Origin of the sequence: Pseudoxanthomonas kaohsiungensis (genome assembly GCF_010211765.1) — a bacterium.
Taxonomy (GTDB): Bacteria; Pseudomonadota; Gammaproteobacteria; order Xanthomonadales; family Xanthomonadaceae; genus Pseudoxanthomonas; species Pseudoxanthomonas kaohsiungensis.
In genome coordinates, this window is sequence record NZ_PDWO01000018.1 from 20,365 (window position 1) to 34,668 (window position 14,304).

10 protein-coding genes and 1 tRNA gene are annotated in these 14,304 nt (G+C 70.9%); 4 read left to right on the forward strand and 7 right to left on the reverse strand.

What is annotated here, in order from left to right:
* Nucleotides 1-31: 31 nt before the first annotated feature.
* Together CSC66_RS15485 and dapE are read left to right on the forward strand one after the other, a co-directional pair.
* Nucleotides 32-391, forward strand: a complete 360-nt coding sequence (locus tag CSC66_RS15485; protein WP_162378317.1) for an arsenate reductase — start codon at nt 32-34, stop codon at nt 389-391.
* 173 nt (nt 392-564) lie between these two features.
* Entirely contained in the window at nt 565-1,692 is a 1,128-nt protein-coding gene (gene dapE, locus CSC66_RS15490; protein WP_162378318.1) for a succinyl-diaminopimelate desuccinylase, read from the forward strand.
* A 100-nt stretch (nt 1,693-1,792) separates the two neighbouring features.
* Here dapE and CSC66_RS15495 read toward each other — a convergent pair whose 3' ends face one another.
* Complete coding sequence (locus CSC66_RS15495; RefSeq protein ID WP_162378319.1) at nt 1,793-3,466, reverse strand: ABC1 kinase family protein; 1,674 nt, start codon at nt 3,464-3,466, stop codon at nt 1,793-1,795.
* Between the two features lie 378 nt (nt 3,467-3,844).
* Between CSC66_RS15495 and asnB the strand changes: the two genes are divergently transcribed.
* Nucleotides 3,845-5,539: an asparagine synthase B gene (gene asnB, locus CSC66_RS15500; RefSeq protein ID WP_162378320.1), complete on the forward strand. Its 1,695-nt coding sequence runs from the start codon at nt 3,845-3,847 to the stop codon at nt 5,537-5,539.
* 99 nt (nt 5,540-5,638) lie between these two features.
* Here the strand turns inward: asnB and CSC66_RS15505 are convergent, their stop codons facing one another.
* Nucleotides 5,639-5,953: an I78 family peptidase inhibitor gene (locus tag CSC66_RS15505; protein ID WP_162378321.1), complete on the reverse strand. Its 315-nt coding sequence runs from the start codon at nt 5,951-5,953 to the stop codon at nt 5,639-5,641.
* A 110-nt stretch (nt 5,954-6,063) separates the two neighbouring features.
* Nucleotides 6,064-8,442 carry a penicillin acylase family protein gene (locus CSC66_RS15510; RefSeq protein ID WP_162378322.1) on the reverse strand — a complete coding sequence of 793 codons (2,379 nt, stop codon included), beginning with the start codon at nt 8,440-8,442 and terminating at the stop codon, nt 6,064-6,066.
* Between the two features lie 175 nt (nt 8,443-8,617).
* Between CSC66_RS15510 and bfr the strand changes: the two genes are divergently transcribed.
* Nucleotides 8,618-9,109: a bacterioferritin gene (gene bfr, locus CSC66_RS15515; protein ID WP_162378323.1), complete on the forward strand. Its 492-nt coding sequence runs from the start codon at nt 8,618-8,620 to the stop codon at nt 9,107-9,109.
* 78 nt (nt 9,110-9,187) lie between these two features.
* Here the strand turns inward: bfr and CSC66_RS15520 are convergent, their stop codons facing one another.
* The 4 genes from CSC66_RS15520 to CSC66_RS15535 form a co-directional block, all read right to left on the reverse strand.
* A complete protein-coding gene (locus CSC66_RS15520; protein ID WP_162378324.1) occupies nt 9,188-9,844 on the reverse strand; it encodes a thiopurine S-methyltransferase in 657 nt (218 codons plus the stop codon).
* A gap of 109 nt (nt 9,845-9,953) precedes the next feature.
* Entirely contained in the window at nt 9,954-12,200 is a 2,247-nt protein-coding gene (gene parC / locus CSC66_RS15525) for a DNA topoisomerase IV subunit A (RefSeq protein ID WP_162378325.1), read from the reverse strand.
* Between the two features lie 53 nt (nt 12,201-12,253).
* On the reverse strand, nt 12,254-14,071 hold the full coding sequence (locus CSC66_RS15530) for an SLC13 family permease (RefSeq protein WP_162378326.1): 1,818 nt from the start codon (nt 14,069-14,071) through the stop codon (nt 12,254-12,256).
* Between the two features lie 128 nt (nt 14,072-14,199).
* Nucleotides 14,200-14,284, reverse strand: a tRNA-Leu gene (locus tag CSC66_RS15535).
* Nucleotides 14,285-14,304 lie beyond the last annotated feature (20 nt).

Genomic DNA, 14,304 nt, shown 5'->3' on the forward strand with positions numbered 1-14,304 from the left:
TGGCAACCCCCGGCCTGGAAGCAAAGAAGACATGACCACGACGATCTACGGCCTGAAGAACTGCGACACCTGCAAGAAGGCGACGAAGTGGCTGGACCGCTTCGGCGTGCCCTACGCGTTCGTCGATTACCGCGACGACAAGCCGTCACCGGAAACGCTGGTGGAGTGGGCCGGCAAGGCCGGCGGCTTCGATGCCCTGGTCAACAAGTCGTCGACCACCTGGCGGCAGTTGCCCGACAGTCGCAAGGCGCCCGGCAGCCAGGCCGAGTGGAAGCTGCTGCTGCGCGAGCACCCGCAGCTGGTGCGGCGCCCGGTGGTGGTCAGGGACGACGGCACCTTCAGCCAGGGCTTCTCCGACAACGGCTTCAAGAAGCTGTTCGGCGTCGGCTGAGCGGCACGCGCTCCGCTGCTGCGAGCGTGGTGGCTTCGTAGCGCGGGGCTTGCCCCGCTGCTCCTGGCCACGATGCAGGAATCAGCGGGGCAGGCCCCGCTCTACGAGGGCGTGCCGTACGCGCGGCTGATCCGCTGACGTATCCTGCGTTGCACAAGGAGCAACGGCCGACCATGAGCGAAGTGCTGGACCTGACCTGCGATCTGATTTCCCGTCCTTCGGTGACCCCGGATGACGCTGGCTGCCAAATGCTGCTCGCCGGACGGCTGCAACGCGCCGGATTCACCTGCGAGCACCTGCGCTTCGGCGCGGTCGAGAACCTGTGGGCCACCCACGGCAGTGGCGCGCCGGTGCTGGTGCTGCTGGGCCATACCGACGTGGTGCCGCCCGGCCCGCGCGAGGCGTGGACCAGCGACCCGTTCGTCCCGCAGGTGCGCGACGGCGTGCTCTACGGGCGCGGCGCGGCCGACATGAAGGGCAGCGTGGCGGCATTCGTCGTCGCCGCCGAGCGTTTCGTCGCCGCGCACCCGGCGCACGCCGGTACCCTGGCGATCCTGCTGACCGCCGACGAGGAAGGCGATGCGATCGACGGCGTGCGCAAGGTCGCGCAGGCGTTCCGCGAGCGCGGCCAGCGCATCGACTGGTGCGTCACGGGCGAGCCGTCCTCGACCGCGCGCCTCGGCGACCTGCTGCGGGTGGGCCGCCGCGGCAGCCTGTCCGGCACGTTGACGGTCAAGGGCGTGCAGGGCCACGTGGCCTACCCGCACAAGGCGCGCAATCCGATCCACCAGGCCGCGCCGGCGCTGGCCGAACTGGCGGCGAAGGCGTGGGACGACGGCTACGAGAGCTTTCCGCCGACCTCGCTGCAGGTCTCCAACATCCATGCCGGCACCGGCGCCAACAACGTCATCCCCGGCGAGCTGCAGGTGCTGTTCAACCTGCGCTACAACCCGCACTGGAACGCCCCGGCGCTGGAAGCGGAGGTCGCCGCGCTGCTGGACCGGCATGGCCTGGACTACGACCTGCGCTGGCATCGCAGCGGCGAGCCGTTCTACACGCCCGAAGGCACGCTGCGCGCGGTGGCGCGCGAGGTGCTGGGCCAGTTCGCCGGTGCGCCACCGGAGGAGAGCACGGGCGGCGGCACCTCCGACGCGCGGTTCATCGCGCCGCTGGGCGCGCACTGCATCGAGGTCGGCCCGGTCAATGCCAGCATCCACCAGGTCGACGAGCATGTCCGGGTCGACGACCTGGAGGCGCTGCCTGGCCTCTATGCGCGCCTGATCGAGCGCCTGCTCCTGTAGAGCGGGGCTTGCCCCGCTGCCTTCGTTCGTGGGCCCGGCAGCCGGGCGAGCCCGGCTCTACGTGGCGCGTATGGCTCCCGCGATCCGTCCGTGCGCGGGATCAGTGCGGCCCGCGCTGTTCGTTGGGCCTGGCCTTGCGGTCGCTCAGCAACGCGCTCAGGGCGATGGTCAGGCCCAGCGCCGTCGCCACCAGGAACAGCAGCACCGCCAGGGCGGGATAGCCGAACAGCTGGGCCTTGGTTTCCACCCGCATCAGCATCGCCGAGGACAGCAGCAGCGCGGCGGTCACCACCGAGGCGGCGATGCGGTTGGCGATCTTCTGCATGTTCTCCAGCAGCCGCGAGTTCTCCAGCCCATCCAGGCGCACCTGCAGCCGGTTCTCGGCCAGCAGCGACAGCGTGTCGGAGATCTTGCGCGGCGCGTCGCGCAGCAGTGCCTGTACCTCCAGCGCCTCGCTGGCCAGGTTGGCGGTGGAGAACGAGCGCCGCAGCTGCGCGCGCATGATCGACTGCAGGTGCGACTCGACCAGCTCGCGCACGTCCATCTGCGGATCCAGCGCATCGGCCACCCGCTCCAGGTTGAGCAGGGTCTTGCCGAGCAGGCTGATCTCCGCCGGCACCCTCAGGCCGTGCTCGGCCGAGCAGCCGACCAGTTCCAGCAGCAGGCGGCCTTCGGAGGTGCGGCGGCCGCCAGTGGCATAGCGCGCCACCAGTTGCCCGGTGTCGCGGCTGAAGGCGGCGTCGTCGAACTGCTCCAGCCGCGTGCCGATCGCCACCAGTTCGCGGGCCACGTCCTCGCCGCGCGCGTCCACCGCGGCGAACAGCAGCTTGAGCAGGCGTTCGCGCATGCGCGGCGGTACCTGCGCCACCATGCCCAGGTCGATCAGCGCCAGGCGTCCGTCCTGGCACAGCAGCACGTTGCCCGGGTGCGGGTCGGCGTGGATGTCGCCGTGCACGAACACCTGGTCGAGGTAGGCGCGCATCAGCTGGCCGGCCGGCGTGGCCAGGTCGGTCTCGGTGCGGCGCAGGCCGGTGACGGTGGTCACCTTGGCGCCGTGCACCAGCTCCATCGTCAGCACGCGCTGGGTCGACAGGCCCCACACCGGCGCCGGCACGTACAGCATCGGGTAGGCGGACAGGCGTTCGCCGAAGCGCTCCAGGTTCTCGGCCTCGCGCCGGTAATCCAGCTCCAGCAGCAGGATCTTGCGGAACTCGGCGATCCAGCCGGCGAAATGCAGGCGACGCCCGGTCTCGGTCAGCGCATCGGCGGTGCCGGCCAGGCCGGACAGCACCTCCAGGTCCAGGCGGATGGCCGCGTCCATGCCCGGGCGCTGCACCTTCACCGCGACTTCGCGGCCGTCGCGCAGGAGCGCGCGATGGACCTGGGCCAGCGAAGCGGCCGCCAGCGGCACCGGGTCGAAAGAAGCGAACAGGCGGCTGATCCTGGCGCCCAGTTCCTCCTCGATGATCTTCTCGATCACCTCGGTGGGTACCGGCGCGACTTCGTCCTGGATACGGTCCAGTGCGTCGATGTAGGCCGGGGGCACCAGGTCCGGTCGCGTGGACAGCGATTGCCCGAGCTTGATGAAGGCCGGGCCGAGCGATTCGAGGTCGGCGGCGAAGGCCTGCGCCTCGGCGATCCCCGAGGCATGGGCGATGGTCGGCTCGGCCGGCGGGGCGTGGCTCCAGTCCAGGCCGGTCAGGATCCGGCGATGGCGCGCCAGGCGGGCCAGGACCTGGCCGGTCCGGGCGAGACGTTGGGTGGTGTCGGGCAAGGTCGGCTCTCCGGTGACGGCGGAAATCCGCGCTGGGATGAGGGGCACGGGAAGTATTGGCCGGCCCGCGTGAGCGGGGTGTCAGTTGCCGCGGCAACGGTTGCGCGCGGTCCGCGCAGCGGGTTAACGTCGGCCCATGCACCCGTTCCGCCTCGCCAACACGGCCAATTGCAACCGCAACAACAATGCGGCCAATAACCGTGCGCGACCGATGCGGGAGCGCGACCGGAGCTAGAGCAGCACAGCCCGGCCACCATCGAACCCGCATCCGGCCGATGCGGGTTTTTTTGTGCCCGGCGGCTGCCCGGCCAGGGCCGGGCGCCTGGCCGCGATGCGCGAAGAATTCCGTAACACCCCACCAGACCCAGGAGTTTCCCCATGTGTTCGATCTTCGGCATCTTCGGCCTGCAGCCGGGCGACGACCTGCAGGCGCTGCGCCGGCAGGCGCTGGACCTGTCGCAGCGGCAGCGCCACCGCGGCCCGGACTGGAGCGGGGTGTATGTCGACGACGGCGCGATCCTCGTGCACGAGCGCCTGGCCATCGTCGATCCTGCCGGCGGTTCGCAGCCGCTGCTGTCCGAGGACGGCCAGCTGGCGCTGGCGGTGAACGGCGAGATCTACAACCACCGCGCGCTGAAGGACGAACTCACCCGGCCCTATGCGTTCCAGACCGCGTCGGACTGCGAGGTGATCAACGCGCTGTACGTGGAAGACCAACCGGCTTCGTTCCTCAACCGGCTCAATGGCATCTTCGCCTTCGCGCTGTGGGACAAGGCGAAGGGCCGGGGCATCATCGCCCGCGATCCGATCGGCGTGTGCCCGCTGTACTGGGGCCACGATCGCGAGGGCCGGCTGCGCGTGGCTTCGGAAATGAAATCGCTCGTGGACGACTGCGCCGACGTGGCCCAGTTCCCGCCCGGCCACTGGTACGACACCGCGACCGGCACGCTGGCGAAGTACTACGAGCGCCCCTGGCGCAAGTACGAGGCGGTCGAAGGCGTGGAAGTATCGCCGCAGGAATTGCGCGAGGCGTTCGAGGCGGCCGTGCACCGCCAGCTGATGACCGACGTGCCGTACGGCGTGCTGCTGTCCGGCGGACTGGATTCCTCGCTGGTCGCCGCGGTCGCCGCGCGTTATGCCCGCCACCGCATCGAGGATGGCGACCGCACCGAGGCCTGGTGGCCGCGCCTGCACTCGTTCGCCATCGGCCTGGAGGGCTCGCCGGACCTGGCCGCGGCCAAGATCGCCGCCGAAGCGCTGGGTACCGTGCACCATGGGTTCGAATACACCTTCGAGGAAGGCCTGGACGCGCTGCCGGAGGTGATCCGCCACATCGAGACCTACGACGTCACCACCATCCGCGCCTCCACGCCGATGTTCCTGCTGGCGCGCCGGATCAAGGCGATGGGGGTGAAGATGGTGCTGTCGGGCGAGGGCAGCGACGAGGTGTTCGGCGGTTACCTGTATTTCCACAAGGCGCCCAACGCGCGCGAGTTCCACGAGGAGCTGGTGCGCAAGCTCGACGCGCTCAACAACTTCGACTGCCTGCGCGCCAACAAGTCGATGATGGCCTGGGGCGTCGAGCCGCGGGTGCCGTTCCTGGACCGCGAGTTCCTCGAGGTGGCCATGCGCATGGACGCCAGCCACAAGATGGTGCGCAAGGGCAGCGACGGCGCCCAGCGGATGGAGAAGGGCGTGCTGCGCCAGGCCTTCGACGGCTACCTGCCCGAGCAGATCCTGTGGCGGCAGAAGGAGCAGTTCAGCGACGGCGTCGGCTACGGCTGGATCGATGGCCTGAAGGCGCATGCCGAAGCGCAGGTCAGCGACCGCGAGCTGGCCGCGGCCGACAAGCGCTTCCCGGTCAATCCGCCGCAGACCAAGGAGGCGTATTTCTACCGGTCGGTGTTCGAGCGTTTCTACCCGACGCCGGCCGCGGCCGAGACGGTGCCGGGCGGCAAGTCGATCGCCTGCTCCTCGCCGGCGGCGATCGCCTGGGACGCGAGCTTCGCGAAGATGGCCGACCCGTCCGGGCGGGCGGTGGCCGGCGTGCACGAGGCCGCGCACGCTCCGTAGGAGCCGATCTTTATCGGCGACGCGACGCCGTCGGCACAAGCGACCCTTTCGTGGTTCCGAAGCCCCGGTCGCCGATGAATCGGCTCCTGCAGCGGGCCCTCAGCCGCAGGTGATGCGGGTGATGGTGTTGTTGGCGTCGATCTCGACGTTGACCCGGTCGGGCCGGAAGTCGCGGGTCACGACCTGGCCCGGGCCGATCGGACGGATCAGCCCGGCGCCGCTTTCGCGCCAGACCCGGGCCATGACGTCCTGTTCGGCCTGCTGCCCGACCGCCCATGCGACCGGACCTGCATTGCAGGCGCCGGCGGTGGCCGCGTTGCGGCCGGGCGTGCCCGGATCCGGCTGGACCGAACTGCAGGCGGCCAGCGCGATGCTGGCCAGGAGTGCGAAGGAAGCAGCGGAACGCAGGGTCATCGCGACGGTTCTCCGTGGTGGCGATCGGCACGTGGCGATCGGTTTGCGCGTTGGTGCTTGCCGGCCGGGTAGCGAAAGTCTCGAGCAGGAGGCCAGCTTCCGGCATGGCGTCACTGCGGGGCGGCCGGCGCCAGGGTCAGGGTATGCCTTGCCGGGCCGGGCAGGAAGGGCGTGGCCCGGCCCTCTACCCAGTCGTCGTGGCCGGCGCCCCAGAACGGCGACAGCGGATGGCCGCTCTGTCCGCCGGGCATGTGCACGATGCCGTCGGCCTCGTGGCCGGGCGAGACCACCATCCGCTGCGAAGCGCCGAACGCCGGGCCCTGGACCCGCGGCATCGAGCCGTCGCCCGGCAGGGGCGCGCCGGGCATGCACAGGCGCGTCCTGAAGAGGCCCGGCAGGGCGTTGGCGAGCGGGTGGCAGATCCGCGCCGTGTTGCGCTCGCCCCAGGTCCGTTCGGACAACGGGCCCTTCCCAGCCAGGTCGTCGCGCACTTCCTGCGCCGCATCCTCCAGCAGCGCGCTCCAGCTGTCGTAGCGGCGCGACAGCAGGTGGGGCGGACGCTGCTCCAGCAGCGGCCAGGCCACGCCCTCCAGCTGCGGCAGGTCGGGCATGGCGAACTCCTCGCCCAGCGCGGCCTGCGCCGGGGCCGTCAGGCCGTCGGCGATCCGCGCGTGCACGGCCAGGCGCCATGCCCGCACCAGGCGGTAGCTCACCGAATCGACCGAGGCACGGCCCTGCCAGGTAGCGCCCGCCTCGGCCAGGCCATGCAACGCCGAGCCGGCCGGCGCGCCCCTGGCCTCGTCCTGCAGCAGCTGCCACCAGCGCTGCAGGAACACGGCGCGGTCGTCGAGCTGGATCGCCAGCAGGTCGGTTTCGTCGAACCGGTCTTTCGCCAGCAGGCCATCGCGGATCTGCGCGGCGCGGGCGCCCAGGGCGTAGCCGCCGTCGCCGGCCACCGCCAGCGGCTCTCCATCCAGGACGCGGGCGTTGGCCGTCCACAGGCGATGGTTTTCGGGATCGGCCAGCACCGGCGACCGCGTGGTCGAGATGCTCCACGGTGCGCAGTCGGCCGCGGGTGCGGCGACGGCGTCCTGCAATGGTGCCGGGCAGCGGCCATCGCGTACCGGCAGGGGCCCGAGGATGCGCCAGGCGATCCGCCCGCCGCGATCGGCGAGCACCAGGTTCTGCGCCGGGGTCGCGGCGCCGGCGGCGATCGCCAGCGCATCGTCCAGGTCCGAGGCGATCGCCAGGTCGGCCAGGCCGAAGTTCAGTGCGCCGGGCTGGTGGGCGACCCAGCGCAGCGCCAGTGCGGTTCCCTGCGCATCGGCCGGATGCAGGATCGGGCCGAAGCGGGTGTCCTCGACCGGGAACGCCACCGGATCGGCGCCGGCGACGCGGATCGCCTCGTCGTGGCGGACGACTGGTTCGCACCCGGGCTCGCCCGCCGCCGCGCACGGCCGGACCGGCTGCCAGTCGGCCGTGTCGGCATAGCTGTTGGTGAAGCCCCAGGCCACGTGCCCGTTGCTGCCGACGATCACCGCCGGCAGGCCGGGCAGGCTGAAGCCGGACACGTCGACGCGGCCATCCGGCGCGCGGCTGTCGGGATAGCGCAGGCGCACGCGGAACCAGATGTTCGGCGCGCGCAGGCCCAGGTGCATGTCGTCGGCGACGATGGCACGGCCATCGGCCGTGAGCGCGCCGGCCACGGCCCAGTTGTTGCTGCCCGGGGTGCCCTTGTCGGCCAGGCGGCTGGGCCGGTCGCCATCGGGCACCGGCAGCGTGCGCAGGTCGACCTGCGCCGGGCCCGGCAGCGCCGCGTTGCCGCGCGCAACGCCGAACAGCGGCGCGTCCCATTGCGTGCCATCGTGCGCGAGCAGGCCGAACAGCGCCGCCGGCACGTGCTGGCGCAGCTTCCACAGGCGCAGCTCGCGCAGGTTCTGCGCATCCTGCAGGTCGAAGTACATCGCGTAGCCGGCCAGCGCCGAATCGGCCACCTGCCAGCGGCGCGGCGCCTGTCGCAGCAGCAGGTACGGCCACGGCCGCACGCTCAGCGCGCCGAGCCCGGCGTTGACGCCGTCGGCGTAGGCCTGCAGCTGCGGCAGGCGGTCGCCGGCGAACGCGTCCAGGTGCGCGTCGACCCGGGCGCGCATGCGATGGACGCGCTGCTGGCGATCGACATCCAGTGCCACCACACCGAACAGCTCCGACAGTTCCCCGGCCGCATTGCGCCGCATCAGGTCCATCTCGAAGTAGCGCTCCTGCGCATGCACGTATCCCAGGGCGCGCATGGCGTCGGGCTCGCTGCCGGCCTCGATGGTGACGACGCCCAGCGAATCGCGCTCGACCGACACCGGCGCGGCCAGGCCCGGCACGGCGAGCTCGCCGTCCAGCGGGGCCAGGCTGCCGCGCAGCAGCCACCAGGCCAGCAGGGCCGCACAGGCGGCCAGCAGCGCGGCCAGCACCGCCAGGCGTCGGATCCAGCGAAGCATGCATCTCCCCTTCAGTGACGAGGTGTGATGGCGCGGCGCCCGATCGCGCCGCCGCAGCGGATTATTCCATGCCGCGGCGTGGCGGCCGCGGCCCAATGCGACTGATTCCGATTGGAACACCGGCCGCCGGCTTGCGGCACACTGCGCCCCGCAAGTCAGTCCGGAGCACCGACCCATGAAAGGCCATCCCGAAGTCATCGACTGCCTGAAAGAGCTGCTGCGCGGCGAGCTGGCCGCGCGCGACCAGTACTTCCTGCATTCGCGGCGCTACGAGGACCAGGGCCTGAAGGCGCTTTACGAGCGCATCGGCCACGAGATGCAGGAAGAGACCGAGCATGCCGACGCGATCCTGCGCCGGATCCTGTTCCTGGAAGGCGACCCGGACATGCGCCCGCATGCGTTCACCCCGGGCACGACCGTGGTGGAGATGCTCGAGGCCGACCTCAGGGTGGAGTACCAGGTGCGGGCCAACCTGGCCGCGGCGATGAAGCTGTGCGAGCAGAAGCAGGACTACGTCAGCCGCGACATGTTGCTGGCCCAGCTCAAGGACACCGAGGAAGACCATGCCTGGTGGCTGGAGCAGCAGCTGGGCCTGATCAAGCGCATCGGCCTGGAGAACTACCAGCTGTCGAAGATCGGCGGCGACGGCGCGCCACCGCACGGCTGAGCCGCTTTTCCGTAGAGCGGGGCTCGCCCCGCTGCCCCTGCCGATGCCGGTCACGGCGCAGCCGGCGGCGACCGGCGGTCAGCGCCGCTGCAGCCGGTACGCGGCGGTCGCAAGCGCGGTCACGCCCTCGGCGACGAAGCGCGGTTCGCTGGCGAGGATGTCGCGCCGGGTGAGCCGTTCGACGTCCCAGTGCGGCGCGAACAGCGCATGCACGTCCGCCTCGGGAACCGGGAACGGCGGGCCGTCCTTCTCGCCGGGCGGGTATTCCAGGGTGATCAGCAGGCCGCGACAACCCGCCGGCAGCCTGCCGTAGACCTCGTCCACGTAGCGCCGGCGCATGCCGTCCGGCAGCGCGATCAGCGCGGCGCGGTCGTAGAACGCATCCATCGCCGCCAGCGTTTGCTCGCGCAACGCGAACACGTCGCCCTGGACCAGGTCGATGGCGCCGGCCCGATGGTGCAGTCCGTCGGCGTCACGCTGGACCTGCGGGGTGATGCCGGCCTCGGCGAAGAACGCCTCCACCGCCAGCGGCGACAGTTCGCAACCCAGCACCTGCAGGCCCTGGGCGGCCAGCCAGTGCATGTCCAGCGTCTTGCCCGCCAGCGGCACGAACACGCGGCTGCCGGCCGGTACGGCGAGCGAGGGCCAGTACTGCTCCAGCAGCGGCATCACCTCGCCGCGGTGGAATCCGATCTGTCCTTCCCGCCAGCGTTGCAGCCAGAAATCAGCGTCCATCCGTCACTCCGGTGCAGGCACCGCCGGTGCCCGTAGAGCGGGGCTCGCCCCGCTGCTTCCTGCCTGATTGCGGCACCTGCGCAGCGGGGCGAGCCCCGCTCTACGCAAGTCACTCGACAGCGAGGCCATCCACCTTCTGCCAGCCCCGCGGCAGCAGGCCGCCCCGCGTCGCCCGCGCGCCCAGGTACTCGTCCAGTTCCTTGAACGACAGCGTCATCGTGCGCTGCCCGCTGAACACCTGCAGCTTCTGTCCCGGTGCCACCGCGGCCACCGCGACCACGCGCTCGGTGCCGAGCTTGGCCTTGGGGATGTCGATCAGCTTGTTGCCCTTGCCCTTGTCCAGCTCCGGCAGGTCGCTCGCGGCGATGGCCAGCAGGTGGCCGGCGCTGGTCACCGCCACGATCCGGTCGGTCTCGACGCTGGCCACCGCCGCCGGCTGCAACACGCGCGCGTTCGGGGTCAGGTTGAGCATCGCCTTGCCGGCCTTGTTGCGGCCGGTCAGGTTCTCGAAACGGGTGACGAAACCGTAACCGTGCGAGGAGGCCAGCACGAAACGGGCGTCGTTGTCGCCGCTGGCCAGCGCCTGGAACGAGGCGCCCGCGGCCGGCGAGAAGCGGCCGGTCAGCGGCTCGCCGTTGCCGCGCGCCGACGGCAGGGTGTGCACCGCGGTCGAGTAGCTGCGGCCGGTCGAGTCCAGGAACGCCACCTGCTGGGTGCTGCGGCTCTTCACCGCGCCCAGCAGGCTGTCGCCTTCGCGGTACGACAGCCCGGCGGCATCGACATCATGGCCCTTGGCCGCGCGGATCCAGCCCTTCTCCGACAGCACCACGGTCATCGGCTCGCTGGGCACCAGCTCGGTCTCGTCGATCGCCTGCGCGGCGCCGCGCTGGACCAGCGGCGAGCGGCGCTCGTCGCCGAACTTCTTCGCGTCCGCCAGCAGTTCGTCCTTGACCAGCTTCTTGAGCTTGGCCTTGCTGCCGAGGATGGCGACGATGCGCTCCAGTTCCTTCGCAAGCTCGTCCTGCTCGCCGCGGATCTTCATTTCCTCCAGCCGCGCCAGCTGCCGCAGCCGGGTCTCCAGGATGTAGTCGGCCTGCTCCTCGGACAGGGCGAAGCGCGCGATCAGCGCGGCCCGCGGCTCGTCCTCGGTGCGGATGATGCGGATCACCTCGTCCAGGTTGAGGAAGGCGACCAGCAGGCCTTCCAGCAGGTGCAGGCGGCGCTCGACCTTCTCCTGGCGGTGCTTGAGGCGGCGGGCGACGGTGTCGGTGCGGAACACCAGCCACTCGTCCAGCATCGCCTTGAGGTTCTTGACCGCCGGCTTCCCGTCCAGGCCGATCACGTTCAGGTTGACCCGGTAGCTCTTCTCCAGGTCGGTGGTGGCGAACAGGTGGCCCATCAGCTGCTCGGCGTCGACCCGGTTGGAGCGCGGCACCAGCACCACCCGGACCGGGTTGGCGTGGTCGGATTCGTCGCGGATGTCTTCCAGCCACGGCAGCTTCTTGGCGCGCATCTGCGCGGCGATCTGCTCGATCACCTTCGACGGGGACACCTGGTAGGGCAGGGCGGTGACCACGAAGTTGCCGGTGCCTTCCTTGAGCCAGGTCGCGCGGGCGCGGACGCTGCCGTTGCCGGTCTCGTACATCGCGCGCAGGTCGGTCGCCGGGGTGATGATCTCGGCGGCGGTGGGATAGTCCGGCCCGCGCACGTGTTCGCACAGGTCGGCGACGGTGGCGTCGGGGTCGTCGAGCAGGCGCACGCAGGCGCTGACCACCTCGTTGAGGTTGTGCGGCGGCACGTCGGTGGCCATGCCCACGGCAATGCCGGTGGTGCCGTTGAGCAGCAGGTGCGGCAGCCGCGCCGGCATCCAGCTCGGCTCCTCGAGGGTGCCGTCGAAGTTGGGCACCCAGTCGACCGTGCCCTGGCCCAGTTCGCCGAGCAGGACCTCGGCGATCGGGGTGAGCCTGGATTCGGTGTAGCGCATGGCCGCGAACGACTTGGGGTCGTCGGTGGAGCCGAAGTTGCCCTGGCCCTCGATCAGCGGGTAGCGGTAGGAGAACGGCTGGGCCATCAGCACCAGCGCCTCGTAGCAGGCGCTGTCGCCGTGCGGGTGGTACTTGCCGATCACGTCGCCGACGGTGCGCGCGGACTTCTTCGGCTTCGCCGCCGCGTTCAGGCCGAGCTCGCTCATCGAATAGACGATGCGCCGCTGCACCGGCTTGAGCCCGTCGCCGACGAAGGGCAGGGCGCGGTCCAGCACCACGTACATCGAGTAGTCCAGGTAGGCGCGCTCGGCGTACTCGCGCAGCGGGATCTGTTCGAAGCCGTGGAAGGTGGGGCGGATGGTCTCGGTCATTGCGGGCACTGCGGGGGACAGGCCACGATTCTACCCGTCCGCCTGTCCCCGGATCAGCCCGCCCAGGGCAGCAGCGGGCCGCCCAGCCAGAGCGCGCGCGCCATCCAGGCGGTGGCCAGGGCGATGGCGATGGTCAGCGGGATGCCCACGCGCAGGAAGTCGCCGAAGGTGTACTGGCCGGGATTGAGGATCAGCAGGTTGCCGTGGTGGCCGATCGGGGTCAGGAACGAGGCCACGGCGCCCATCGCCGTGCACACCACGAACGGCGTCGGCGGCAGGTCCAGGCCATGCGCGAGCGCCAGCGCGATCGGCGCCAGCAATACCGTGGTCGCGGCGTCGGAAAGTATCTGGGTCAGCAGCGCCGCGGTGCCGAACATCACCAGCAGCAGGACGAACACCGGCCACTCGGCGGAATGGGCGAGCAGGAACTGCGCCACCAGTGCGGCCGTGCCGGTCTGCTCCATCGCGATCCCCAGCGGGATCACGCCGGCGATCATGACGAAGATGCGCACGTCGATCTGCGCGTAGGCCTGTTCGATCGCCACGCAGCGGGTCAGCACCATGGCCGCCGCGCCGGCCAGGAACGCGATCTGCGGCGGCAGCAGTTCGGTGGCGGCCGCGGCGACGGTGGCGGCCATGATGGCCAGCGCCATCGGCGCACGCCGCCGGCTCTTCTGCTGGCCCTGGAACGGCATCAGCATCAGGAAGCCGTGGTGCGCGGCCAGCGGCTGCAGGTCCTGCTCGCGGCCCCACAGCACCAGGAGGTCGCCTTCCTCGAGCCGCATCTCCGACAGCTCGCCGTGCAGCCAGCCCTCGCGCCGCCACAGGCCGACCACGACCACGCCCAGGGTGCGCAGGAAGTCGATCCCGGCCACGCTGCGGCCGATGAACTCCGAATTCGGGGCGACCACCGCCTGGACCAGGCGTTCCTCGCCCAGCACTTCGGTCTCGGGGTCCTCGCGCGGCTTGTCGCCGTACTTGGCGACCGCGTGCAGGGCCAGCCCTGGCTCGTCCTTGATCGAGGCGATCTCGTCGGGTGAGGCGCGGACCAGCAGGACATCGCCGGCGGCCAGCGGCCGGTCGCCGGCCTGCTGCCGGCGGCGCATGCCGTGGCGCAGCCAGTCCACCACCTGCAGGCGCTCGGCGAAGGCGTCCTCGAACTGTTGCCGGGTGCGGCCGACCCAGGGCGAGTCCGGCTCGACCAGCAGTTCGGTGTAGTAGCGCTCCAGGCGCAGGTAGTCGCCCTGCGGCGATTCGCCCATGCGCCGCGGCAGGAGCCAGCGGCCCAGCAGCATGTAGGCCGTGCCGAGCAGGACCAGCACCGCGCCGATCGGGGTGATGGCGAAGATGTCCAGCCCGGCGCCGCCGTCGCGCTTGAGCAGGTCGCTGGCCAGCAGGAAGGCGGGCGCGCTGAACAGGGTCAGGGTGGTGCCCAGCGAGGCGGCCAGCGACATCGGCATCAGCAGCCGCGAGGCCGCCAGCTTCTGCTCGCGCGCCAGGCGCATCAGGATCGGCAGCATCATCGCGGTCACCATCAGGTGGTGCGAGAAGGCGGCCAGCGCCGCGGTCGCGGGCATCACCACCGCGACCGTGCGCCACTCGCTGCCACCGGCCGCCCGGCCGATCGCCGCGCCGATGCGGTCGGTGATCCCGGTCGCGGCCAGCCCGGCCGAAAGCACGAACACCGCCGCGACGATGATCGCCGGCTCGCTCGAGAACCCCGCCAGGGCCTGCTTCGCATCGAGGATCCCGGTGAGCGCCAGTGCGAGCAGGGCCAGGACCGCGACCACGTCCACGCGCATCCGGCCGCTGATGAACAGCGCCAGGGTGGTGGCGAGGATGGCCAGGAAGAGGATCTGTTGCGTATCCATGCGCGGCGGGGCGTCCGGTGACCGATCCGCATCGTAGCCGGTGGGAGGGCGCGGGCCTGCGATGGCGGCCGGAAAAGAAAAACCCCCGCGTCTGGCGGGGGTCTTCAGGCAGGCGTGCCTGCGATGTCTGGTGCCCAGGAGAGGACTCGAACCTCCACGGTTTTACCCGCTAGTACCTGAAACTAGTGCGTCTACCAATTCCGCCACCTGGGCAGGTGAGGCCGCGCATTCTG

What these genes read in the sequence shown, in the direction of transcription:
- bfr (WP_162378323.1), top strand. Translation starts at nt 8,618, where the DNA reads ATGAAAGGCCATCCCGAAGTCATCGACTGCCTGAAAGAGCTGCTGCGC.
- dapE (WP_162378318.1), top strand. Translation starts at nt 565, where the DNA reads ATGAGCGAAGTGCTGGACCTGACCTGCGATCTGATTTCCCGTCCTTCG.
- CSC66_RS15530 (WP_162378326.1), bottom strand. Translation starts at nt 14,071, where the DNA reads ATGGATACGCAACAGATCCTCTTCCTGGCCATCCTCGCCACCACCCTG.
- CSC66_RS15510 (WP_162378322.1), bottom strand. Translation starts at nt 8,442, where the DNA reads ATGCTTCGCTGGATCCGACGCCTGGCGGTGCTGGCCGCGCTGCTGGCC.
- CSC66_RS15520 (WP_162378324.1), bottom strand. Translation starts at nt 9,844, where the DNA reads ATGGACGCTGATTTCTGGCTGCAACGCTGGCGGGAAGGACAGATCGGA.
- CSC66_RS15485 (WP_162378317.1), top strand. Translation starts at nt 32, where the DNA reads ATGACCACGACGATCTACGGCCTGAAGAACTGCGACACCTGCAAGAAG.
- CSC66_RS15505 (WP_162378321.1), bottom strand. Translation starts at nt 5,953, where the DNA reads ATGACCCTGCGTTCCGCTGCTTCCTTCGCACTCCTGGCCAGCATCGCG.
- parC (WP_162378325.1), bottom strand. Translation starts at nt 12,200, where the DNA reads ATGACCGAGACCATCCGCCCCACCTTCCACGGCTTCGAACAGATCCCG.
- asnB (WP_162378320.1), top strand. Translation starts at nt 3,845, where the DNA reads ATGTGTTCGATCTTCGGCATCTTCGGCCTGCAGCCGGGCGACGACCTG.